Below are 23,045 nucleotides of genomic sequence, written 5' to 3'. Positions count from 1 at the left end.
CTCGCCAGCGGTTGGGGCGGGTGGTCCCGGGAGGGCCGGTGCGGAGAAGCCGGGGCACCGACGGGCGGTCCCGCTGTGGAGAGTGGACTCGCAGCTGCTTGCTCGAGCGGTTCAGTTCGAGGTCGGGTGTCGGCGGGTTTCGATTACGTGGACCGCGGTTGCGATCAGGCAGAGCCAGGTCAGTGCCACCGTCCAGCCGGCGAGGACGTCGGTTGCCCAGTGGTAGCCGAGGTAGACGCGGCTGAGTCCCATTGCGATGCTCAGCGCTGCCGCTGCGATCGCGCCGGCGATCTTGATCTTTCGGGAGGAGTTGGAGTACCACAGCAGCGCGGCGAGGAGCAGGAAGAACACCGTGGAGCTGAGGGTGTGGCCGGACGGGAACGAGAAGCCGTGGTCGACGGTGCCGATGACAAGGCTCGAATCGGGCCGGTGGCGACCGATCAGGATCTTGAGTATGTAGGTGAGGCTCGCAGCGCCGGCCATGCCGACCGTGATGATGATGGCCGGCCTCCAGCGTCGGGTCAGGATCCTCAGCATGGTGGCGGCGACGATGGTGAGCGCGGTGAGTACAGGCACCGAACCGATGAAGGTGATTGTCTGGGCGACGTGGCTCAGGAATGTGGTGCGGTGGGCGATGAAGTTCTGGGTCAGTTGAGGGTCGAACGCCGCGAGCCCGTCACCTTCGACTGCGGCATCGGCCTGTACTGCGAAAGCAATCGTCCCGAGGACGGACACCAGCAGACCGAGAATCACTCGTCGTGACATTTTGACTCACAGCCTTCGGGGCTCATGGCAATGGCAGCGTGACGGTGGCCGTCGTGCCGCCGGTGGTGGCTGGGCTCAAGGTGACGGTGCCTTGGTGGGCCTTGATGATCTCCTGGACGATCGACAGGCCGAGCCCCGAGCCTCCGCTCGCGCGGGCACGGCTGGAGTCCAGCCGAACGAAGCGCTCGAAGACCCGTAGGCGATCGTCCGCGGGGATGCCGTCGCCGTCGTCCTCAACGGTGACAACCGCTGTGCCGTCGCGTTCGCTCGTGCTGAGTCGCACCGTGCTGTGCGCAGCCGTCGCAGCGTTCTCCACCAAGTTGCGGATCACCTGACCTAGCCGCAGCGGATCGCCGACGACCCGGACCGGCTGTACGTCGGCAAGTACCTTGAGCCGCTTCGCTTCCCGCAGTCGCAGGATCTCCGTGCCGACCAGGTCGTCCAGATCGACGTCGGTGCGGTGCATCGGCAGCGCCGCGTCATCGGCTTTCGCGAGCAGGAGCAGGTTCTCGACGAGCCGCCGCATCCGCTCCGCCTCGCCCTTCATCAAATGATGCAACTCCTCCCAGGCCTGTCCCCGCGCCGAGGGCTCGATGACATCCAGACCCGCGGCCACCGTTGCGAGTGGGGACCTGAGTTCGTGGCTGGCATCGGCGACGAAGGCGCGCTGGGTCGCCTGGCCGGCCTGTAGCCGATCGAGCATCGCGTTCATGGTCGCGGCCAGCCGGGCGATCTCGTCGTCTGTCTGCGGCACCGGCACACGTTCGGTCAGGTCGCTGGATTCGATGCCCTGCACGCGCGTGCGGATCCGCTCGACGGGATCCAACGCGCGGCCGGTGAGCATCCAGCCCGCCGCGCCGATCACGATGAGGAGTACCGGGAAGCCGACCGCCAGGTACTGCGTCACGGTGGCAACCGTGGCCCGCTGCGTTTGGACCGACGACGCGACCACGACCGTGTAGGTCTGTCCGCCGTACTCCACGCCGCGCGCGACGATGAGGAAGTCGTGGTCGTCGTCGAGCAGAGGCATCTCGCCGACCTCGGCACGCTGGATGGTGTCAGCAGCGGGTCTCAGTTGTGTAAGCGCCGACGATTCGGCCCTGGTCGAGGACGCGGCCACGACCTGCGCGGAGCTGTCCAGCACCTGCACGATCTGACTCGCCCTGGTCGTCTTGGCGAGATCTGTGCTCAGCGCCGCGATACCTTCTTCCGAGACCTGGGCGGCAACGTCGGCTGCGCGTCCGTCCGCGGCGTCGGAGACCGTGGTGATGAGGGCTCGCTGCAGCAGGAGCAGAAGCAGGCCGGCGCCGAGGGCCATTGCGACCGCAACGACGACGACCGCGGCCGCGGTCGATCTACTCCGCACACTGGCGCGCCGCAGTCTGGAGATCGCGTTGCGCAGCACTGCCAACTCGACCTCCGTCCTTGACTGGTCCGTTCCTCCGTTCCGACTATCGTCGCAGGGGAATGCCGCGCGGCGTCGGACGCGGTTGCGCTCCAGTGTGGTGAAGCGTTGCTGAGCGGCGGCTGAGAAACTATCGGTTCAACGCAGCGACGCGAACAGGTCGTCCAGTGGCCGGCCGGGCCGGCGCCCGTGTTCGACGTACCACTCGCGACCGAGCATGTGCGCGAACATCCACTGCGGCAACCTCAGCAACAGCGCCAGGGTGCGTGCTCCCTCGTCGGAGCTCGCCTGGCTGGCGTGAGCCTCGAACGACGCGCGTTTCTGGCGTAGATAGCGACGTACGTCGACCCGATGCGTGATCGCCGCGCCGGGGGAGTAGGCGTGGTCGTACGCGGCCGCGGAGACCTCAGGCAGTACGCCGGGGATCGCTTCGACAACTCGGATCAGTCGACGGATCAAGCGGCGGTCGATCGTTGCCTCAAGCACCAACTGGGTGCCGGCCCGGCCAGCTGCATATGTACCCACGGTGTGGACCTGGCGATGATCGGGGTGACCGTACCCACCGGCCGGATCGTAGATGGTCAGGGCGTCGGCGTCTTCTTCGCGCAGTAGCTCGATCAACGGCGCCGCCGCATCCTCGATGGTGAGCGTGCTGAAGCCGCCGGCGATCGGCACATCGGAAGATCCGGAGTCCTTGAACCCGAAGCGCACCACCCGCGCACATCCCAGCGCAGCGGCTGACCGATCCAGTTCGCTGCGCCGGTTCGCCGCCAGTCCGCTACCTGCTCGATATCCCTCGGCGGCCGCACCGGCCTCGCCGTCGGTAGCAACCGCGAGCACGACGCGATGTCCTTCCGCCGCGAGCCGCGCCAGGGTCCCGCCCATCAACAGCGCCTCGTCGTCCGGGTGAGCGTGGAAGGCCACGAGAGTGAAGGGTCCGGCCACGGTACGAGGGTGACACGTCGATCGTGTTCGGGCTAGTTGCTCTCAGCACCCTCTCAGCGCTGGGCCACCACGCTAGGTCCGATGAGGCACATCGAACAGCGGCCTGGAGTGATGATGGACCGCACGCGACGCCGGAGGCTGGTGACCTCCGCACTGAGTGGGTTGATCACAGCCGCCTTGGTGGTCTTGTTGCCACGCGCGGTCGGCGCGACCTGGAGTGAGGTCGGAGCCGTGATCGGCAGTGTCTCGCCGAGATCGTTGGTCTTGCTGACGGTTGTGTGGATTGCCGGATTGTGGGCCCATTCGTTCGTGCTGGCCGCGTCGCTGCCAGGACTGACGAAACGGCGTGGGCTGACGCTGAGCTTGACCGGAAGCGCGGTGGCGAACGTGTTGCCCCTCGGCGGTGCGGCGGGTACGGCGCTGAACTTCACGATGGTCCGGCGATGGGGTTTCAGCTCGAGTTCTTTCGGCGGGTTTCTTGCGGTGACCACGTTGCTGAACGTCGCCTCGAAGCTCGGCGTGATTGCGCTGGCGCTGGGACTCGTACCGATCCTGCACAGTGGCTCGGCCTTCGGCTCGGCGAGCCTGTTGTTCGTGCCGGTGCCGATCGTCGTTGCCGCTGGTATCTGGATCCTTGCCGACGAGCGAGCGGCGGTTGTCGTCGGCGGCCTTCTCGACAAGGCGGTCAGCACATTCCGGCGGACACATCTGGAGGAGCGGCTGCCGGCACTACGACGCTTGATACTCCGGCTGGTACGCACCGGATGGCAACCCATGACCGTTGGCATGCTGGCTTACTTGGCCCTGCAGCTCGCCCTGCTCTGGCTCTGCTTCCAGACGTTGCACGTCCCTCTCGGTGTACCTGTTCTCTTCACTGCGCTCGCGGTGGAACGCCTACTGACCTTGGTGCCGATCACACCGGGCAGCGCCGGTGTTGTCGAGGTCGGAACGACCGCCGCGCTGGTTGCGCTCGGTGGCGATCCGGCCGGTGTTGCGGCAGGGATGTTGTTGTTCCGCGGATTCACCTACCTCATGGAGATCCCGGTCGGTGGTGTGATGCTGGCCATTTGGTCATGGCTCGGGCGTCGTACCGGCCCGGAACCGCTCGAGGCGGTGGCCGGATGAGGATCGCGCTCGTCAGTGACTGCTACCTTCCGCGGCTCGGCGGGATCGAACTCCAGGTACACGACCTCGCCGTGCAGCTGATCCGCGATGGCCACGAGGTGACCGTCTTCACGATCACCGACGGACCGTCGTCGGGAGACGTCCCGGTCGTACGGTTGCCCGCCCTCGGCGGCGTACCGCTCCCGGCCGCGATCGATCGGCTGCGGACCTTGTTGCCGCGCTTCGATGTGGTGCACTGCCATAGTTCGTTGGTGTCGCCACTGGCCTGGCGAGCTGCGCGCTTGGCCGACAACCCATTCCTCACGCTGCATTCGCTGCCGAGCGCCTCGACGCCCTGGCCGCTCGCGCGCATCGACCGGTACGTCGGCAGCGTGCGATGGACCGCCGTCAGCGAGACCGTCGCGGACGTGCTGAGGGACCTGCTTCCCGGCCGACCGATCGGCGTACTGCACAACGGCGTCGATCCGGTGCTGTGGCGCCAAGGCCGCCGGACAGACCACACCCTGACGATCGTGAGCACCATGAGACTGGTGCGCCGCAAGCGCCCGTTGGCAACCCTGCGGATCCTGGAAGAGATCCGCGCGGCAGTGCCGTCTGCTGTTGAGCTTCGCGCCGTTGTCGTCGGTGACGGACCACAGACAGCCGCAACCGCACGAGCCGTACGGCGGCGTGGTCTCAGCGGATGGGTCGACCTGCCTGGGCGCCTCACCCGCTTCGAGATCCAGCAGCTCTACGCCTCGGCAGACGTGTACCTTGCACCCGCGGGGCTCGAGTCGTTCGGCGTTGCAGCGCTCGAAGCGCGGTGCGCAGGTCTGGCGGTCGTCGCGATGGCGTCCGGTGGTGTCGGAGAGTTCGTCCGTCCGGGGGTCGAGGGCTATCTGGTGCACAGCGACGCCGAGATGGCGGCGACCGCAGCCGTCCTGCTGGACGACCGGGCCGAGCTGTCCCGGATCCAGGCATTCAACCGGCACACCGATCCGGCGATGACTTGGAAGAACGTAGTCGCCCAGCACCTGGCAGCCTATTCGACTCGGCGTGTTCTCACCCGGCAGGACCTGGCTTCGACAGCTTGACGCCAGCTGGTACGCATCGCGTAGTACTCTGGCGAGGTGCAGGCGAACGATTCCCAGACGCTGGTGCTGTCGGTGCTGGCGGACGGCCCGAAGCACGGCTACGCGATCAACAACGCGATCGAGGAGCTGACCGGGCAACGGCTCGGTGCGGGCAGCCTGTACGGCGCGCTGTCCCGCCTCGAGGCGAAGGGCCTGATCGAGACGCTCGAGGAGCAAGGCCGCCAGCGGCCGGTGCAGCTCACCACGACAGGGCGTGAGGTCCTCGAGAAGGAATTGCGAGCCATGGCCAGGGTGGCGAACGCAGGCCTCCGCAGCCTCGGAGTACGTCTCACATGAGGGCGGCGCGCGCCCTGGTCCGGCTGTATCCACAGCCGTTCCGCGACCGGTGGGGCGAGGAACTCGCCGGCGAGGCCGAGCGAGGCGGTTTGCGGGGTACGCCGCAGCTTGCCTGGGCGATCGCCGCGGCGTGGCTGCACCCGGCGATCTGGCCGGCCGATTCGACCCTCGAGCGACGACGACGAGTAGCAGCACTGGCCGTCGTCGTCACGGCCGCAGGCTGGCTCGCGGCGCACGCCGTCCTGGAGTTGACCGGAGCGGTTCCGCGGGCGCTCGCGCACTCGTGGATCCTGACGGCCTGCGACGCGACGACATTCCTCGGCTTTCTGCTGGCGATCCCGACGCCACGGCTGCGCCGGAGGTCCTTCGTCCACTTGGCGCGCGTCGCGGTACGCCGAATTGCCGGCCCGGCTGCGCTCGGAGCCGGTGTCGTGGTCGTCGTCAATCGGGATGCCGCCTTCGACGTCGTGATGCGATGGGTCGTGGTGGCTGGTTGGTGGTTGGCGCTGGTGCTCGTCGCGGGGCAGGTTGTTCGCACCGTCGCCGACGTTGATCTCGCGGTCGTGGCGGTGCCGGGCCCACGTCGGCTGCGCCTCGGGCTGTGGGTAGTCGCCGCCGGGCTGGCGGGGAGCGGACTCACGATCCTGATGCCGGCCCTCGCCGGCAACGGGGATCGGCTTGCGGGCGCGATCGGCGGTGTGACGGTGCTCGCGCTGGCATCGGCAGTCAACGGGACAGTCCGTGACCTGGGCGAGGTGCGGACCAGTTGACGGATGGCTAGTGCGGAGCGACGAGCGTCGCCTCCGGGTACTTGGTCCTCAGTGCGTCGATAGCCGTAGTGGGAGCCTTCTCTACCGCGTGGCTCAGGAACGCCGCGACGTAGTCGTTCTGGATGGCCAGCGCTCGCCGGCCGTCGATGCTGCCGAGGCCTATCAAGCTGCGCAGAGGTGGGCCGAGGAAGTAGAGGCTGTAGTCGGTGAAGTTGAGGTGATGAGCTCCGGACACGGTGACCAGCCAGCGCGGTCCGGTGCTTGCCTTCAGCAAGCTTGCGGCCGCGTCACGCTCGCCGCCCGGGTCGGTCGCCTTCGGTCCGCACGTTCCGGTGACGCATGAGTCCTCGGAGCCGATGATCATGAACGGCTTCGCGAGTCCGGACTGCACGACCTGGCCGAATTGCGTCCCGTCGAGATCGACGGCGCCCGCGCACCGTACATCGGTCCGGCAGACCTCAAGAGACGAAGCGCCACCGAACGAATGACCGACGTACGCGACGGTGGGCTGGATCTTCCCGCCGAACTGTCCCGTTCGACCGAGAGAAATCACCTGGCCGGCTACAAACCGAGCATCCGCTCCCCATTCACTCGCCAGTTGGTCGCCGGTCCGCTGAGGCTCGCCGTCGTGGCCACCTAGCTCGGGTGGGTTGCCCTGCTCCGTGCTTCCGACGACCTGACCGCCGAGCACGGTCACGTTCGCGCTGTACGTCGGCGTCAGGCCCGCGACGACGTACCCCCGGCTGGCCAGACTCTCGGCCAGGGCGCTGTACTGCGGTGCCGCAAACCCCATCCCGGGCTCGAGAACAACGACCGGGAAGTGCCCGTCCGCGACTGCGGCCCCGTCGATGGCATGCACCCGGATCTTGCCGAAATCGGTCTCGAACCAGCGGACCGGCGGTCCGAAGGCCAGCTTCGACCAGAGACCGGGTGTGTAGGGCAGTCGCGCACCTTCGGCCGCCGCCGGAGCGGGGTACCACAGCCAGACGGACAGCTTGCGTGGCCCGCCGTTGGGGTCGAGCGGATCGGTCCTGCCTGTATCAACCCACTCGAAACTTTGCCTGCCGACCTGATACTTCCCACTCAGCGCGGGCAGGGCGACCTCGCGCGAGCTCATCAGCGCCATCGCCACGACGTACCAGACAAGTAACACCGCCACGCTGGTCAGACCGATCACAACAGCACGCAACCATCGACGTCTCAGCAGTCTCCTCATGACGGTTATAGTACACAGTGCGTACTACGCGACGCGTACTACCTGAGCATGATCTTCCCGGCACGATCTGAAACCGGCGGTGCATCGCTTCTCAGTTGCTGCTCAGGAACATGCGGGTAATCTCCCGTGGAGATTCGCAGAGATCAGGGGGAGAACTGTGACGCACGGGGTGACGGTCTGGGACTCACTTGTCCTCGGGATCGTCGAGGGTTTGACGGAGTTCTTGCCTGTGTCCAGCACCGGGCACCTGACCATCGCGTCGAAGCTGCTCGGTCTGGAGATCGACGACCCGGCGGTGACCGGGTACACAGCGGTCATCCAGGTCGGGGCGATCGCCGCGGTGGTCCTGTACTTCTGGAGTGACATCCGCCGCATCGTGGCCGCCTGGGTGCGTGGTCTGGTGAACAAGGAGGATCGGACGGACTTCGACTATCAGATGGGCTGGTATGTGATCGTCGGCTCGTTGCCGATCGGGATCGTCGGTTTTCTTGCCAAGGACATCATCGCGGGGCCGCTGCGGAGTCTGTGGTGGGTCGCGGGTTCACTGATCGTCTGGTCGTTCGTGATGGTTGCCGCCGAGCGGTTCGGCAAGAGGATCCGCCCGCTGACCCGGATGAGAATGACGGACGCGGTCGTGATGGGGATCGTGCAGTGCCTGGCGCTGATACCCGGGGTGTCGCGCTCCGGCGCGACGATCTCCGCCGGGCTGTTCCGCGATCTGGACCGCGTCGCGGCGACCCGCATCGCCTTCCTCCTCGGCATTCCCGCGTTGGTCGGAGCCGGTCTGTACGAGTTGAAGGACGCCCTCAACGGCGGGACCGGCACCGCGGCGCTGATCCTCGGGACCGTCGTGAGTTTCGCGGTCGCGTACGCCTCGGTCGCATGGCTCCTGCGCTACGTCACCAAGCATTCGATCGAGATCTTCGCGTTCTACCGGGTCCTGCTGGGCGTCGTTCTGCTGGTCGTCCTGACCAGTGGCGTCGCAACGGCGACGTAGCGAGAGAGCTGCCCGGGTTCGTCAGGCCGGATTCGGGTGGGCCAGACCGATGTCGTAGGCAAAGATGACCGCCTGTTCCCGGTCGCGGGCGCCGATCTTGGCGAGGACGCGACCTACGTGGGTCTTCACCGTCGACTCCGACAGGTGCAGCCGGCCGGCGATCTCCGGGTTGGTCCAGCCGTGGGCGATGGCGGCCAGGATCTCCTGTTCGCGGTCGGTGAGTGTCTGGAGCTTGCCGTCGTTGGCTTCCCTGGTGGCGCGGGGGAGATGGTGGGAGTAGGTGTCGAGCAGCCTGCGGGTCAGGCCGGGAGCGATGATCGCGTCTCCGGCCGCGACCGCGCGGATCCCGCCGAGCAGTTCCTCCGGCCGCGCGTCCTTCAGGAGGAAGCCGCTGGCTCCGGCCCGCAATGCGGCATGCGCGTACTCGTCGAGGTCGAACGTCGTCAGCACCAGCACTCGAGAGCGGTTGCCGCTGGCAACTATGCGGCGGGTCGCCTCGATGCCGTCCATACCCGGCATCCGGATGTCCATCAGGACCACGTCGGGGTGGAGCTCGGCGGCTCGGCGGACGGCTTCGGATCCGCTGCCGGCCTCGCCGGCCACCTGCGTGTCCGGCACGGATTCGAGGAGGATTCGCAGACCGAGCCGGTGCAGGGGCTGGTCGTCCACGATCAGGACGGTCGTCATGGCTTCCTCTCGCGGGCGGGAGACACCTCTAGTTCGGTCTGGACACTCCAGCCGCCGGTCTGGGTTTCGCCGGTCCGGATGACTCCGCCGTACAGCGCGGCCCGCTCGCGCATGCCGATCAAGCCCTGGCCCGCTGCGGACCCTGCGACCCGCGCCGGGCCAGTGGATGGGCCTGTGTCCTCGACCTGGATGCGCAACCGGTGGTCATCGGCCTCGAGCGAAGCCCGCACTTCGGTGTCGGGCCCGGCGTGTTTGAGGGCGTTGGTGAGGGCTTCCTGCACGATCCGGTAGGCAGCGAGCTGGAGACCGCGATCGCTGGGAATCTCGCCGACGGCCCGGTAGCTCACGCGGGGACCCGCGGCTCGGATCCGTTCGCACAACGCCTCCACATCGGCGATTCCCGGCTGCGGGCTGAGTTCTGGTGCGGCGGCGTCGTCGCGCAAGGCGCTGAGCGTGCGCCGGAGGTCATTGAGCGCCTCCCGGCCGGTCTCACCGATCAGCTCGAGCGCCTCGGTGGTCCGCTCGACGTTGACGCGCGAGGCATACGCTCCACCGTCCGCCAGCCGGATCATCACCGAGAGGTTGTGCCCGAGGATGTCGTGCATCTCGCGGGCCACTCGAGCCCGTTCGCCGGCGACCGCGAGCAGAGTGCGCTGGTCGCGCTCGATCTCGAGCCTGGCCGCGCGGTCCCGCAATCCGGCGAGTTGCGACCGCCTGATCCGCACGACCAGACCGAGCGCGATCGCCGCAGTCATCGCAGTAACGAGGAAGAAGGCTGCCTCGGCGACGGATGCGATCGAGGCGACCCGTACGACGACGAGTGTCAGCGCGGCGACCGTGATGAGGCAGGCCCAGAGGAGCCGACGCAGAGAGCTGTGCAGTGTCAGGCTGTAGAGCGCGATGAGCAAGGCGACGTCCGCCCGGAGGAAGACCAGCATCGACCACTGCACGGTGAACGTCGCCGCGGTCAGGACGAAGGCGATCGTCGGTTGTCGCCGGCGTACCAGGAGAGGAAGTATCAACCCCGCCTGCAGCGCGATCATCGCCCAGAGTGGCGGGTGCGCGAACAGGTCGTCGAGCTCCCGCGGATCGTTGCGGCGCAGCAGCTCCGGCAGGCAGAAGACGACGAGCACGCCGAGAACCACAACCGTGTCGAGCACCCACGGTCGTCTGTGGTCAGCCCGGCGCAGCCGCCGACCGGCCCCGCCGAGAAGAAGCACCCAAGGGTGCCGCCACAACGGGTCCGAATCATCGGCGACATACGAACTCTCCGGCGAGGAGGTCTCGCCAGACACCGTAGCCACCTCTCCATTGTTGCCGTCGATGTCATCTAGGACGAGAGCGTAGTACCGCAGTACTACGTGACCGTCAGGCGTCGCTGTGGGTGAGGCGCCATGCGGCCGCGGCAAGGGCCAGCGCCGTCCACGCTACGAAGACCAGGAATCCTGGACCCGGTGAGAGAGTGTGGGCCTCATGGTGCAACGAGTACATCGACTGGCCGGCCCCGCTAGGTAGGTAGGGCTGGATGGCGTTGTGCCAGGACCTGGCAGCAACGAGACCAGCCCCGGCACGAGCATCAGTACTGCGACCAGCGTCGAGATGGCTCCCGCGACGGATCTGAGGAGCGTGCCCAAGGCGACGCCCATCACACCGATCAGACCCAGATAGACGGTTGCGCCGAGCAAACTTCGGACGACGCCACTGCTGGAGATCGTGAGTGCAGCGGGCGTGTGGTGCAGAATGCCGCTGGCTACGAAGAAGGTCGCGAACACCCCGACGAGTGCGATGGCCAGTGCGACGACGCCGTACACGGCCGCCTTGGACCAGAGGACGGGGAGTCGCCGCGGCACGGCGGCGAGCGTCGAACGGATGGATCCCGTCGAGTACTCGCCCGCCGTGACGAGGACGCCGAGTACTCCGATGGCCAGTTGCGAAAGGGGTACGCCGAACAACGACAGGCTCAGCGTTGTCGCGTCGGCGAAGTCAGGGTCGAGTTGCCGTCCGGAGGTGATGCTGGAGCGGTACCGAAGGGCCGCGATGGTGCCGAAGGCAACCACGAAGAGCAGGCCCAGTCCGAGCGTGATCCAGGTCGACCGGAGCGACCGCAGCTTCGTCGACTCCGAGCGGAGAACGTGCCGACCGGTGACCCGGTAGGTCCGCTTCACCGCTGTCGGCGCCGGGGGAGGGGGAGTGACCGTCGTCATGCCGCACGCTCCCCGAGTTCCGTAGTTCCGTGGTAGACGACCGTGTCCCGCGTGAGATCCATGAAGGCCTGCTCGAGGGACACTTTCTTCGTCGTCAGTTCGTACAGCGCGATGCCGTGCTCAGCGGCCGTGGTACCGACGGAGCGCGCAGACAGACCGGTGACCTCGAGCTCTTCGGAGCCTGCCTGCCAGACGATCTCGACGCCGGGAGCGGCCAGCGCCTCGCGCAACTTCGACGGATCGGCGGTTGCTACCCGGACGATGTCTCCGCCGGCCCGGTGAACCAGTTCGTCAACACTCGTGTCGGCGAGGAGCCGACCGCGGCCGACGATGATCAACCGATCCGCGACCAGCGCCATCTCGCTCATCAGGTGGGACGAGACGAACACGGTCCGGCCTTCGGCAGCGAGTCTGGTGAGCAGGTTGCGGATCCACAACACACCCTCCGGGTCCAGCCCGTTCACCGGTTCGTCGAGCATCACCGTCGCCGGGTCACCGAGCAGGGCAGTGGCGATGCCGAGGCGCTGCCCCATGCCGAGTGAGAACTGGCCGGAACGCTTGCCGGCCACCGATTGCAGGCCTGCCAGCTCGATCACCTCGTGGACCCGTCGGCGTGGGATGCCGTGGGTCTGGGCCTGTGCCAGCAGGTGGTTGAAGGCAGACCGTCCCGGGTGGGCAGCCTTCGCCTCGAGCAGGGCGCCGACCTCCTGCAGCGGAGCCGCGTGATCCCGGTAGTGCTTGCCGTTGACCGTGACCGAGCCGCTCGTGGGCGTGTCGAGCCCGATGATCATCCGCATCGTCGTCGACTTGCCCGCACCGTTCGGCCCGAGGAACCCCGTGACGGCGCCCGGTCGCACGGTGAACTCCAACCCGTCGACCGCCGTCGTCTCGCCGTACCGTTTGGTGAGCTGTCCTGCCTCGATCATCGGTGACCCTCGCCTCCGGGAGCCGGCCCTCCCGGTCTCCTCGAACCCAACCTAGGAAGCGCCGGACCCCCACCCGTAGTACCGCGGCCTGACTTCGCCTGCGCAGGTCGTACCGCGGTACTACGTCACGACGTCAGCCGAGTGTTGCCAGGAGAGCCTGCACCGCCTGCTTCTCGGCAGCCGGGTCCTTGGTCTTGCGGACCGAGGTGAAGAGCGCGTCGTTCTGGCTGTCGATGTAGTTCCAGGCCGTCTGGTCGAGTGGCTTGAGCTTGTCCTCGTCGTCGTCCCAGGCCTTCTCGTAGGCGTCCACTCCGTTGTTCACGCTCGCTGGGTCGCCCTTGGCGAGAGCGGTGTTCATTCCCTGGACCAGGTTGCGGAACTGCGCCACGTCGCTCGCCGGGAAGTGCGCCGTCGCCTGCTGCGAGGTCAGATGAACCTTGGACGCGGCGGGGTTCGGCCCCTCCTCCTCCGCGGCCGCATTGGCGTGCGGTTGCGCGGAGGCCCAGTTGAGCAAGATGCCGGCCGCGACGGCGGCTGCGGCCATGACGCCGACGAGGGGCAGTTCGCGGTGCGGACGGTAGTACTTCGGTGTGCGCTCGCGGTGTTCGTGCTGCTCGATGACGTCGGCCTTGGTAAGGGTGAGATAGACGACGGTCGCGAGGATCGCGCCGAGGAAGATCACGCTGGTGACGAGCGTCCCGAGGCCCAGGCCCTGGTCGGGGACCTTGGGGGAGGCGAGCCAGTCGCCGAGGTTGGCGCCCAGCGGCCGGGTGAGGATGTAGGCGAGCCAGAAGGCGAGCACGGGGTTCGCGCCCATCCGCCAGCAGCCGACGATGATCGCGATCAGCGCGAGCGGAAGCAGGACCGAGACGCCAGGGCTCCAGCCGGTCAGCTCGAGGGTCCAGTCGCCTGCAGCCGTCCCGAGCGCAAAGGTGACCAGGACCGCCAGCCAGTAGAAGCCCTCGCGGGGACGGCTGACGATGCTGTGGATCGAGAGCGTGCGCTCGCGGGTCCACCAGATCCCGAACACGGCGGCAAGGCCAACGGCGAATACGGACGTGCTGATCCACAACGGTACGCCGAGTTGGTCGGTGAGGATGTCGGTGTAGAGCGTGCCCGTCACACTCACGACCACGACGGTGAGCCAGTATGCAGCCGGCCGGTAACGGGACGTCCTGAACTGCCAGATCAGGACTGCGGCGAAGACGACGGTGAAGATGATCGCGGTGGCGACGAGGCCGACTCCGAGCTGCATGTTGATCCAGTCGGCGAAGCTCTCGCCGACCGTCGTACAGAGGATCTTGATCAGCCAGAACCAGATGGTGACCTCGGGCACCTTGTTCAGCAGCACCCTGGGGACGGTCGTCCGGGACGCGGTATCGGTAGTCATACGCGCCAGCCTTGCGCAGCAGACCTGCACACAACCTGACTACACTCGCCCGGCGCATGGGAAGCGGACCTCCACATGACCGTTGCTTCCGGCAACGGCTCGTACGCCGACGCCGGTTGCGGTCGCGATCCGCCGGACGACGGCGAGGCCCAGCCCATGCCCGCTGCCGCCGCTGTGACCGGGCGCGAAGACACGGTCCAGCTCGTCCGGCCGGAAGCCCGGCCCGTCATCCAGGACATGGACGAAGACACCATCCCCGGTCGGCTCGGCCCGCAAGGTGACGGCCGTTCGGGCGTGGCGGGCGGCATTGTCGAGCAATGGCGTCAGTACGCTGACAGCGACCTCGGCCGGTACGCCCACCTCGATGTGGCTTGGAGCGTCGAGGCGAACGGCACGGCCCGCGCAGACCTGCCGCATGACGGCTGCCAGCCTGCACGTCGCGTCGCGCTGCGTCCGGGAGCGGGCGGCGTCGAGGATCGTGCTGACGGCGGCGTTGAGCCGGTCGGTCTCGGTGAGCACGAGTTGCGGCGCGACGTCAGTTCCGGAGCGCTCGGCAAGCTGCGCCTCGCCGCGCAAGACAGACATCGGCGTCCGCAGTTCGTGCGCAATCTCGTCGGTCAGCCGGCGCTCGTCGGCGATCGTGGCCGAAACCCGGTCGAGCAGCCGGTCAAATGTCTGGGCCAGCTCGCCGAACTCGTCGCGTGGGGGGCCTGGCCCGAAGCGCCGCCCGGGGTCGTGATCGCCCCACTCATCGGCCAGAGCGGACATCCGACGGACGACCTGCAGGGCCCGGCTGACTCCGAGGTAGGTGACTGCTCCGGCGAGCGCGATGGCCAGTGCGCCGAGCACGAGCGACATCACCAGACTGTGCCGCTCCGAGCTCTCGTACGGCGCGAGGTCGACCGTCACGACCACAATGACCCGGTGGCCTTGGATCGGTAGCGGGTCGGCGTAGAGCAGGTAGCGGCTCGTCGTCACGATGTCGGCCCCGCCGGACTTGCCCAGCCGGTCGACGATCGCAGCGGTGGCGGGGTGCAGTACGCCGTCCACCAGGCGCCCGTCTGCGTAGACCCAGGCGACGGTGTCGAAGGCGTCACCAGTGCCTTCGACGAGCCGGATCTGCCCGTTCTGGAACTCGACAGTGGCGGCGACAGCATCGGCCCGAGTGCGCGCCAGCGTGCGGGTGTCGGCGTCCGTGGCGCGGCTGAGCAGGACGTGGCTGAGTACGACGAGTACGGCGACGACGAGCGTCGCCGTCAGCACCGCGAGCGAGACGATCCGGCCGCGGAAGCCGGTCAGTCCCATCGGTACCCGACCCCACGCACGGTCGCGACGCGGTCGGCGATGCCCAGCCGATCCAGCTTGACGCGGAGTCGGCGGAGGTACGAGTCGAGGGTGTTCTCGCTCACGTGGGCTCCGTGCGGCCAGCCGGCGGCGACGAGCGCGTGGCGGCGTACGACGTCCCCGGGTGCGGAGATCAGCCGGCCGAGCAACCGGAACTCGGTCGGCGTGAGGGCGGCGCCGGCGTCGCCTCGGCGTACCTCGTGGCGGGTCGGGTCGAGCACCACCGCGTCGGCGGTGACAGCGACCGTGGTCCGGCGCAACAGCGCACGAATCCGGACCAGCAGTTCGGGGATGTCGAACGGCTTGGTCAGATAGTCGTCGGCGCCGGCCTCGAATCCGCTGACCTTGTGATGCATGCCGCCCAACGCCGTGAGCATAAGCACCGGGGCATCCACTCCCAGCGCCCGCAACGCGAGGCAAACATCTCGTCCGTCGGCGTCCGGTAGACCGAGGTCGAGTACGACGACCTGCGGTTCGGGGTCGAGCCGTTCCAGGAGTTCGGCGCCGGTCCCCGCGGCGATGACCGAGTGGCCGTCAGCTTCCAGGGCTCGGCGGAGTACTCCCCGCAGTGCGCGGTCGTCTTCACAGACGACGACCCTGGCCGCGCCGGCGCACTGGAGTGGGCGACGCTCAGCCGCCATTGGCATCGAGGCGGTAGCCCATGCCGCGGATGGTCTCGAACGCGTTCCGGCCGAACGGGGCGTCCAGTTTCAGGCGGAGGTAGCGGATGTAGACCTCCACGACGTTCGGGTCACCGTCGAATGCCGGGTCCCAAACGCTCTCCAGGATCTGGGTCTTGCTGACCGTCTCGCCCCGGTGACGCATCAAGTACGCGAGCAGACCGTATTCCCGGGGCGTCAGCGTGACCTCCTGGCCGGCCCGCTCCACCCGCCGCTTGACCGGGTCCAGGACGAGGTCGCCGGCTGTCATGACGACCGGTCGTTCGGGGGCGCCGCGCCGGATCAGTGCGCGGAGGCGGGCGACCAGGATCAGGAAACTGAACGGCTTGGTGAGGTAGTCGTCCGCTCCGAGGTCGAAGGCGTCGGTCTGGTCGTACTCACCGTCCTTGGCAGTCAGCATCAGCACCGGCGCCCAGACGCCACGCTCCCGGATCTCCTCAAGCACCTTGTAGCCGTTCAGCTTGGGCAGCATGATGTCCAGGACGATGACGTCGTAGGTGCTCTCCGTGGCTGCCCACACGGCGTCTTCTCCATTGTGAACGACCTCCACCACGAAGCCGTCCTCGGTCAGCCCGTGCCGAACCGTCTCGGCCAGGGGGATCTCGTCCTCGACGATCAGTACCCGCATGATTCCAGTGTCGGGGGTGGTTGCTGAGAGCAAGCTGAGCGCGACCGGGGCGTGCTGGCTGACGGGTGCTGAGCGTACGCCGCCGACTCAGCACGCTCTCAGTGCTTGGTCCTTAGCGTCGCCGTTATGACCCTCGAACATCCCAGCACGCACGCGTTGTCCGGCTGGGGGCGGTCGGTCCATCGTTCCTCGCCGGTCCGACGGCCGACGTTCGACGGCGGTCTGGTCGAGGCTGTCCTGGCAGAACCGAGGATCACGGTGCGAGGCGCCGGGAAGAGTTACGGAGATGCCGCGCTGCCGAATGGCGGCATCGTGCTGGACATGACGTCGCGCAACCGGATCCTGTCGTTCGACCAGCGCGAGGGAGTTCTGATCGTCGAGTCGGGCGCGCTGCTGCGGGATGTGATCGACCAGACCCTCTCGCTGGGCTGGAAACTCCCGGTGGTGCCCGGAACGGAGCGCATCACGATCGGTGGCGCTATCGCCTCCGATGTCCATGGCAAGAACCATCCCGGCGCCGGATCGTTCGGTCGGCATGTCCGGTGGCTCGCATTGCTCCGATCCGACGGGAACATCGTCCAGCTGTCGGCAGGTCAGGACGCAGATGCTTTCTGGGCAACGATCGGTGGCATGGGGCTGACCGGCGTCATTCTGCACGCCGCGATCCAGTTGCAACGGGTGGACACCGGCTGGGTCGTCCGCAATCGCCGGCGGACCCGCTCACTCGACGAGACCCTTGAGGCGATGCAGTCCCTTGCGGCCCGGCAGGAGCTCGATCCGGAGCGGCATGTCATCGCGTGGCTGGATGCGCATGCACCTGGAGCGAGCCTCGGCCGCGGCATCGTTGACGAGTTCTACGGCGCGTCGACACTTGATCTGCCCGGATCGGTCGCGCCCTACCCCGAGGCGCGGACAGCGGCCGCACGCAATCGACGATCCTTGCCGGGACCAGGTTTGGTGTCGAGAGCAACGATCGCTGCCGCCTCGGCGGCGCGCTGGCATCTGAGCAGATCCGCCAACTCACAGCTGGCGACGTTGCGATCCGCCTTGTGTCCGCTGGATCGCGCCGACTCCTGGCCGGCGGCGTTCGGTCGCAGGGGCCTGATCCAGTACCAGTTCGCGCTGCCACCCGACGAGTTGGATGTCGTGCGGGCGGTGCTGGTGTTCCTCGGCACGCATGGCATGACGCCTGCGCTGGCAACCCTGAAGACTTTCGGCTTCGACTCCGCGGCGCCACTCTCGTTCCCGATCCCGGGCTGGACGCTGGCTGTCGATCTGCCGGCGCGTTGGGTGCACGGCACCTTGCGCCCCGTCGACAAGCTCGTCGCCGGAGCCGGCGGCCGCGTGTACCTCGCCAAGGATGCGGTGACCGATCCGGAATTGATACCTGTGATGTATCCGCGGCTCGCGAGCTGGCAACGCACGCAGCGACGACTCGATCCGAGTCAGCGCTGGTCGTCCGGACTGGCCGAGCGTCTGGGGCTGCTGACGTGAGTCCGGGCACGGCGCTTCTTGTCGGTGGATCGTCGGAGATCGGCTTCGCGGTACTCCTTCAACTTCTCGGCGCAGCGCCGCGGCGGGTCGTTCTCGCGGGGCGGCCGAGCGGAGAGCTGTGGTGGAACGCCGAGAAGCTCCGCGACGCCGGATACGACGTGTGCACCACGCAGTACGACGCGGGCCTCAGCGTCGACGAGATCGACGGGATGCTCAGGCACGCCTGTGCAGAAGGCCCTCTCGAACTCGCGATCGTTGCGGTCGGGTCGATGTCGGCGGAGACGTTCGCGGAAAGCCTGGCGGTCAACGGCTTCGGGGTCTCGTTGCTTCTTCGTGCTTTGGTGCAACATAAGCCGACTCAGCTCGTGCTGCTGTCATCGGCGGCCGCCGTACGACCGCGGTCGTCGATCGCGGCCTACTCGCTCGGCAAACAGCTCGCTGACTCGACGGCCGTGTTGCTGGCCCGGCAGGCGGCGGAGACCGGAGTGCGGGTGCTAGTTGTCCGTCCGGGGTTCGTGTCGACCCGGATGACGGCGGACCTGCCGGTTCCGCCGCTCGCGACCAGTGCGGAGCGAGTGGCGCGGCGGGTCGCGGCAGCGCTGGAGGGCGGCAGGACGGTCGTTTGGGTACCGCGCAGGATGGGGCTCGCGGTGAGAGTTCTCGCTGTGGTTCCGCGCCGACTTCTTCCGGCGGCCTGGCGATGAGACGGCCGTGGAAGCGCCGGGTGCGCAAGCGCTGGATCGCACTGGTCTGCGCCCTGTTGCTGGTCGTGCCGTCTGTGTCCTATGTGCAGGCGTTGCTCTACCCGGGGAGCGCGAGCTTCTCCGTCCGCACGGTCGAGTGGTTCCGCGACCATGGCGGCGGGAAAGTCATCGACACCATCGAGACCTGGAAGTACTCCCACCAGCAGCCGCCCGCCACCGGCGAACCGATCGACACCACCGGTCCCAGCATCGTTCCTGCTCCGAGTGTCGGGCGGCCGAGTATGCGTCCGAGCGCGACCGGCTTGCCGGCAGTCCAGCTGTTGCCTGGCGTCACGCCACTCCCGCACGAAGGCAACTGGTCCGTCGCCCGACAATCCAAGTCACGTACGCCGCTGCTCTGGACGACCTGGTTCCGCGTAGACCCTGCGCACCTCCCCGTCACGGCTGCGGCCGCCCTGCTGCCGCTGAATTCGTATCGGCTGCACCTGATGCCCGGCACGCGAGAGCCCGTGGTCGGGATGACCTCACCGACGGGCTTCTCGGTCCCCACCGCCGACCGCGCCGCTTTGGAGGCGACGTTCAACGCCGGGTTCAAGATGAAGGACTCGCACGGCGGGTGGTGGACGGCCGGCAACGCGGCCGTGCCGTTGGTCGACGGACGCGCTGCGGTTGCCATTCTCCGCGACGGTTCGGCGCGGATCGGCACCTGGAACCGAACACTCCGGATGACACCCGACATCGTCGCCGTCCGGGAGAACCTGGATCCGGTGATCGTCGACGGCACTATTGCCGACGGATTGGCGACGAACGCCAACGGGCGGTGGGGGACTGTGCGCAGCCAGTTCCAGTACACCTGGCGATCCGGACTCGGAACCGATGCCTACGGCAACCTCATCTATGTCGCTGGCAACAAGATGACGCTGGCAACGCTGGCCGCGGCGATGCATCAGGCCGGGATCGTCCAGGGTATGGAGCTCGATATCCACGCTGCCATGGTCAGCTTCGACATCGAACGACCCGGACCGCGCGGCACAGTCTCGGGCGAGCGTTTGCTCAACTCGATGAACTCCCCGTCCGATCGTTACCTGGTCGACGACCAGCGCGACTTCTTCTATGTGACCGTCAGATGACCGACCTGCAGACAGCCGTCGCACCGAAAGAATCGCCGGTGCGGTCCCTGCTGCGGTTGAGCAGACCGCAGCAATGGCACAAAGCCCTCATGCTTTTCGCCGCCCCGGCGGCGGCCGGAGCGCTGGAGTCCCCGATCCTCGTCGCGCGAGCCGCTGTCGCCGCAGTTGGCTTCACGCTGCTCTCGATCGCGATCTATGCCTTCAACGACATCCGTGATGCGCCGGACGACCGACGGCATCCGCGAAAGCAGTTGCGACCGATCGCCTCCGGCGCTCTCAGCCCGGCCATCGCCGCCGTCTTCGGTCTGACCACAGCTCTGCTCGGCCTGGCGACCACGAGCGTCCTGGGCTGGCCCACGCTGGGACTTGCGCTCGCCTATCTGGTGGCACAAGCGATGTACGTCGTCGGCCTCAAGCACGTGGCTGTGGTCGACCTGATCATCGTCGCCTCGGGTTTCGTACTGCGTGCCGCGGCCGGCGGTACGGCGACGGGCCTTCCGGTGTCGCACTGGTTCTTGCTCGTCTCGCTCTTCGGTGCGATGTTCCTGGTCACCGGTAAGCGCAAGGCCGAGCACCTCCTGGCCGGCAACGCGGTCAGCCGGCCGGTGCTCGCGGCGTACCCCGCGTCCTGGCTGGACCAGGTCATGACAGTGGCGCTGCTGGGTTCGGCCATGTCGTACGGCATGTGGGCCTTCCAGTACCTCGGCGACGACACCTACCGCGAACTCCTCGCCCTGTCGTTCCTGCCGTTCTTCACGGGCCTCCTGCGCTACGGCCTCCTGGTATCCACCGGCCGCGGCGAGCAACCCGAACACGAGATCTTCCGCGACCGCGTTCTGTTGATCGCCGGCCTGACCTGGGCGATCGTGGTCGGCACCGGCCTCTACGGCGCTTAGCGTTCACCTACGGGTATTGACGTAGAGATTCTCGTGCGGACAGGGGATGTTCACGCCGGGCGGCCCCGGGAGCCTGGTGGCATGAGTGAGCCGATGGTCACTGCGCTGGGGCATGCCGGATTGCGGATCGACGGAGCGGGCTTCCGCATCCTTGCCGACCCGTGGCTGTCGCCCGGTGGCGCGTTCCTCGGCTCGTGGTTCCCGTTCCCGGACAACTCGCACCTGCTGACGCCCGAGCTGCTCGACGTCGACCTGGTCGTGGTCTCGCACGAGCACCTCGACCATCTGGACCTCGACCTGCTCGCGGGACTGCCGCAGTCCGTGCCGATCGTGGTGCCGAAGTACCCCTCGACGATCATGCAGCGCCGGCTGCGCGCGATCGGGCGGACCCGGATCGTCGTTCTCGAGGCGTGGCAGCGATATCCACTGAGCGACCACGACTGGCTGACGGTCATTCCCGAACAGTGCCCGATGAGCCACGACTCCGCCGTCCTGCTGAAGATCGGGGAGCGGAGCGTGCTGCACACCAACGACGCGCGGATCTCACTCAGCCAGGCGCGGCGGGCGATGACCGAGGTCGGGGGACCGCTGGACGTGATGGGTGTGCAGATGTCCGGCGCGAGCTGGCATCCGGTCCGTTACGAGTACGACGAGGTCGAGCGCGAGCGGATCTCGACGATCAAGCGGATCGGCAAGTTCAAGGCCGTCACGAGACTGGTCCGGCAAGTCGAACCGCGCCTGGTGATGCCGTACGCCGGTCCGCCGTGCTTCCTCGACGACGATCTGTTCGAGTTGAACAGCGGCCTGCACCCGGGCGGCATCTTCCCCGACCAGGGTGAGGCGCTGGCGTGGCTCGCGGACCGGATCCCGAGCCAGGCGGGGGCCTGTCTTCTGCCCGGGGACCGGATCCGGCTGGATGACCTGTCCGTCGTACGCGATCCACACTGGGCCGGATTCGCGCTGGACGCCGGACCCGAGGAGCGGCGGCGCTATCTGAAGGAGTACGCCGCTCGCCGCCGGCCCGCGATCGACGCCGCCTGGGCCGCGAACCCTGTGCCGCAGCCCGGATTGGCCGAACGCTTCAAGTCCCACCTGGAGTCGCTCGGCACCCTCTCGGAGTACTTCCTGGCCCGGATCGGCATGACCTTGCGGTTCAATGTCTCGGGGCCGTACGGCGGGGTGTGGGACGCGCACATCGGTCCGGACCACGTGGTCGTCGAGCTCGATGGTGGCGAGGGGCACGCCGATTACCGGCTGACGATGGACGGCCGCTGGCTCGACGGTGTCGTCTCGGGCCGCACCCGTTGGGAGGAACTTCTGCTCTCGCTCCGCTTCACCGCGCGCCGGCAGCCGGACCGGTACAACGACTACCTGGTAGGTCTGCTGAAGCATGCCGATCGTGCGGCTCTGCGTGCGGTCGAGGAGTTCGAGGCCGCGCGTGATCCTGAGGAGACGACGGAGTTCGCTGTCGCAGGTCGGCAGATCCAGGTGAGCCGCTACTGCCCGCACGCCGGCGAGGATCTGGCCGAGACCGGCGTTGTGGTGAACGGTGTGCTGCGCTGCCTCGGCCACAATTTCGAGTTCGACCTGAACAGCGGCAGCTGCCTCAACGCCCGCTGTGACCCGATCCTCGTCAAGTCGGTGAAGCCCGCCGAGACCTACGAGGAAGAGGCGGTCTGAGCACCGACCGACTGCTGCAGGTCCGCGAGTCCGACCACGAACAAGGCGGTCACCAGCAGGTAGTACAGCGTCCGCCGGACGGTCGGCCGATCAAGGTACTCGCGGTCGGCGGCTACCCGCAGCGGAACGAGAACCTCGAGGTACCAACGCTCCACGTCGGTCCGTCCGTCAGGTGGTACGGCGGAGCGCTCGCGGTATTGCAGTTGCGCCGGACCGGTCAGACCGGGCCGGGCCTGCAGCACAGGGCGGCATGCTTCGGGGTATCCGGCCGCCAGGGCCGCACTCTCCGGCCGCGGACCCACCAGCGTCATCTGCCCACGAACCACGTGCCACAGTTGGGGCAGTTCATCGATCGCGGTCCGCCGGAGGAACCCGCCGATCCGGGTGATCCGCGCGTCCTTGGCCGCGGTGACTTCAGGGCCAGAGGCAACCAATCGCATGGTCCGGAACTTGCACAGCGTGAACGGCTGTCCGCTCTCGCCGACCCGCGATTGCCGGAACAGCACCGGCCGGCCGCTCGTGAGGAGAAGCAGCACGGCGACGACAGCCAGCAGAGGCGATGCGAGGACCAGCAGCAGCCCGCCAACCAGCACGTCCAAGAGGCGCCGGGCCGGACTGATCGTGGCGACGTGACGGTTCGATGACATGAT

The 23,045-nt window shown here is 67.6% G+C and carries 23 protein-coding genes; 10 read left to right on the top strand and 13 right to left on the bottom strand.

The features are described from left to right. Positions 1 to 111: 111 nt before the first annotated feature. From ACIA58_RS18060 to ACIA58_RS18050, 3 genes are all read right to left on the bottom strand, one after another. The gene (locus ACIA58_RS18060) at positions 112 to 765 is read right to left on the bottom strand and encodes a phosphatase PAP2 family protein (protein WP_396404786.1); all 654 of its coding nucleotides are present in this window, start codon (positions 763 to 765) and stop codon (positions 112 to 114) included. A 22-nt stretch (positions 766 to 787) separates the two neighbouring features. After that, complete coding sequence (locus ACIA58_RS18055; RefSeq protein WP_396404995.1) at positions 788 to 2,170, bottom strand: ATP-binding protein; 1,383 nt, start codon at positions 2,168 to 2,170, stop codon at positions 788 to 790. Between the two features lie 138 nt (positions 2,171 to 2,308). After that, positions 2,309 to 3,115, bottom strand: a complete 807-nt coding sequence (locus ACIA58_RS18050) for a PIG-L deacetylase family protein (protein WP_396404785.1) — start codon at positions 3,113 to 3,115, stop codon at positions 2,309 to 2,311. 81 nt (positions 3,116 to 3,196) lie between these two features. Between ACIA58_RS18050 and ACIA58_RS18045 the strand changes: the two genes are divergently transcribed. Genes ACIA58_RS18045 through ACIA58_RS18030 form a run of 4 tightly spaced genes read left to right on the top strand, consistent with a single transcriptional unit; the run spans position 3,197 to position 6,419 of the window. Next, positions 3,197 to 4,240, top strand: coding sequence for a YbhN family protein (locus tag ACIA58_RS18045; protein WP_396404784.1), 1,044 nt, complete (start codon positions 3,197 to 3,199; stop codon positions 4,238 to 4,240). Next, entirely contained in the window at positions 4,237 to 5,313 is a 1,077-nt protein-coding gene (locus ACIA58_RS18040; RefSeq protein WP_396404783.1) for a glycosyltransferase family 4 protein, read from the top strand. The genes ACIA58_RS18045 and ACIA58_RS18040 overlap by 4 nt, the downstream gene beginning before the upstream one ends. Before the next feature lie 36 nt (positions 5,314 to 5,349). Beyond that, positions 5,350 to 5,649 (top strand): PadR family transcriptional regulator, encoded by a 300-nt coding sequence (locus tag ACIA58_RS18035; RefSeq protein WP_396404782.1) that lies wholly within the window; start codon positions 5,350 to 5,352, stop codon positions 5,647 to 5,649. Then, positions 5,646 to 6,419 (top strand): hypothetical protein, encoded by a 774-nt coding sequence (locus ACIA58_RS18030; protein ID WP_396404781.1) that lies wholly within the window; start codon positions 5,646 to 5,648, stop codon positions 6,417 to 6,419. The genes ACIA58_RS18035 and ACIA58_RS18030 overlap by 4 nt, the downstream gene beginning before the upstream one ends. A gap of 7 nt (positions 6,420 to 6,426) precedes the next feature. On the opposite strand, the gene ACIA58_RS18025 is transcribed toward ACIA58_RS18030, so the two are convergent. After that, positions 6,427 to 7,635 carry an alpha/beta hydrolase family protein gene (locus ACIA58_RS18025; protein ID WP_396404780.1) on the bottom strand — a complete coding sequence of 403 codons (1,209 nt, stop codon included), beginning with the start codon at positions 7,633 to 7,635 and terminating at the stop codon, positions 6,427 to 6,429. A gap of 169 nt (positions 7,636 to 7,804) precedes the next feature. On the opposite strand from ACIA58_RS18025, the gene ACIA58_RS18020 reads away from it, so the two are divergent. Continuing rightward, positions 7,805 to 8,632, top strand: coding sequence for an undecaprenyl-diphosphate phosphatase (locus tag ACIA58_RS18020; protein WP_396404994.1), 828 nt, complete (start codon positions 7,805 to 7,807; stop codon positions 8,630 to 8,632). A 21-nt stretch (positions 8,633 to 8,653) separates the two neighbouring features. On the opposite strand, the gene ACIA58_RS18015 is transcribed toward ACIA58_RS18020, so the two are convergent. From ACIA58_RS18015 to ACIA58_RS17980, 8 genes are all read right to left on the bottom strand, one after another. Further along, a complete protein-coding gene (locus ACIA58_RS18015) occupies positions 8,654 to 9,319 on the bottom strand; it encodes a response regulator (protein WP_396404779.1) in 666 nt (221 codons plus the stop codon). Then, positions 9,316 to 10,479, bottom strand: coding sequence for a sensor histidine kinase (locus tag ACIA58_RS18010; protein WP_396404778.1), 1,164 nt, complete (start codon positions 10,477 to 10,479; stop codon positions 9,316 to 9,318). Before ACIA58_RS18010 ends, ACIA58_RS18015 begins: the two co-directional genes overlap by 4 nt. Positions 10,480 to 10,746: 267 nt before the next feature. Then, positions 10,747 to 11,523, bottom strand: a complete 777-nt coding sequence (locus ACIA58_RS18005) for a hypothetical protein (protein ID WP_396404777.1) — start codon at positions 11,521 to 11,523, stop codon at positions 10,747 to 10,749. Further along, positions 11,520 to 12,449 (bottom strand): ABC transporter ATP-binding protein, encoded by a 930-nt coding sequence (locus ACIA58_RS18000; RefSeq protein ID WP_396404776.1) that lies wholly within the window; start codon positions 12,447 to 12,449, stop codon positions 11,520 to 11,522. Before ACIA58_RS18000 ends, ACIA58_RS18005 begins: the two co-directional genes overlap by 4 nt. Positions 12,450 to 12,582: 133 nt before the next feature. Further along, a complete protein-coding gene (locus ACIA58_RS17995) occupies positions 12,583 to 13,839 on the bottom strand; it encodes a hypothetical protein (protein WP_396404775.1) in 1,257 nt (418 codons plus the stop codon). 39 nt (positions 13,840 to 13,878) lie between these two features. Next, positions 13,879 to 15,144 carry a sensor histidine kinase gene (locus ACIA58_RS17990; protein ID WP_396404774.1) on the bottom strand — a complete coding sequence of 422 codons (1,266 nt, stop codon included), beginning with the start codon at positions 15,142 to 15,144 and terminating at the stop codon, positions 13,879 to 13,881. Then, the gene (locus tag ACIA58_RS17985; protein ID WP_396404773.1) at positions 15,135 to 15,824 is read right to left on the bottom strand and encodes a response regulator transcription factor; all 690 of its coding nucleotides are present in this window, start codon (positions 15,822 to 15,824) and stop codon (positions 15,135 to 15,137) included. Before ACIA58_RS17985 ends, ACIA58_RS17990 begins: the two co-directional genes overlap by 10 nt. Next, the gene (locus tag ACIA58_RS17980) at positions 15,814 to 16,491 is read right to left on the bottom strand and encodes a response regulator transcription factor (protein WP_396404772.1); all 678 of its coding nucleotides are present in this window, start codon (positions 16,489 to 16,491) and stop codon (positions 15,814 to 15,816) included. The genes ACIA58_RS17985 and ACIA58_RS17980 overlap by 11 nt, the downstream gene beginning before the upstream one ends. Before the next feature lie 126 nt (positions 16,492 to 16,617). On the opposite strand from ACIA58_RS17980, the gene ACIA58_RS17975 reads away from it, so the two are divergent. The 5 genes from ACIA58_RS17975 to ACIA58_RS17955 all read left to right on the top strand — a co-directional run bounded on the left by ACIA58_RS17975 (position 16,618) and on the right by ACIA58_RS17955 (position 22,395). Continuing rightward, positions 16,618 to 17,985, top strand: a complete 1,368-nt coding sequence (locus ACIA58_RS17975; protein ID WP_396404771.1) for an FAD-dependent oxidoreductase — start codon at positions 16,618 to 16,620, stop codon at positions 17,983 to 17,985. Beyond that, on the top strand, positions 17,982 to 18,689 hold the full coding sequence (locus ACIA58_RS17970; protein ID WP_396404770.1) for an SDR family NAD(P)-dependent oxidoreductase: 708 nt from the start codon (positions 17,982 to 17,984) through the stop codon (positions 18,687 to 18,689). The genes ACIA58_RS17975 and ACIA58_RS17970 overlap by 4 nt, the downstream gene beginning before the upstream one ends. After that, positions 18,686 to 19,819 (top strand): phosphodiester glycosidase family protein, encoded by a 1,134-nt coding sequence (locus ACIA58_RS17965; protein ID WP_396404769.1) that lies wholly within the window; start codon positions 18,686 to 18,688, stop codon positions 19,817 to 19,819. Before ACIA58_RS17970 ends, ACIA58_RS17965 begins: the two co-directional genes overlap by 4 nt. Further along, a complete protein-coding gene (locus tag ACIA58_RS17960; RefSeq protein WP_396404768.1) occupies positions 19,816 to 20,715 on the top strand; it encodes a decaprenyl-phosphate phosphoribosyltransferase in 900 nt (299 codons plus the stop codon). Before ACIA58_RS17965 ends, ACIA58_RS17960 begins: the two co-directional genes overlap by 4 nt. An 81-nt stretch (positions 20,716 to 20,796) precedes the next feature. Further along, a complete protein-coding gene (locus tag ACIA58_RS17955; RefSeq protein WP_396404767.1) occupies positions 20,797 to 22,395 on the top strand; it encodes an MBL fold metallo-hydrolase in 1,599 nt (532 codons plus the stop codon). Here the strand turns inward: ACIA58_RS17955 and ACIA58_RS17950 are convergent. Next, positions 22,374 to 23,042, bottom strand: a complete 669-nt coding sequence (locus ACIA58_RS17950) for a sugar transferase (protein WP_396404766.1) — start codon at positions 23,040 to 23,042, stop codon at positions 22,374 to 22,376. The two genes, ACIA58_RS17955 and ACIA58_RS17950, sit on opposite strands and share 22 nt — an antisense overlap. Positions 23,043 to 23,045: the final 3 nt, after the last annotated feature.

The organism is Kribbella sp. NPDC051586 (assembly GCF_044453965.1).
Classification (GTDB): Bacteria; Actinomycetota; Actinomycetes; order Propionibacteriales; family Kribbellaceae; genus Kribbella.
Note: the sequence above shows the minus strand (reverse complement) of the source record. Positions and strands in the feature narration are given on the sequence as shown.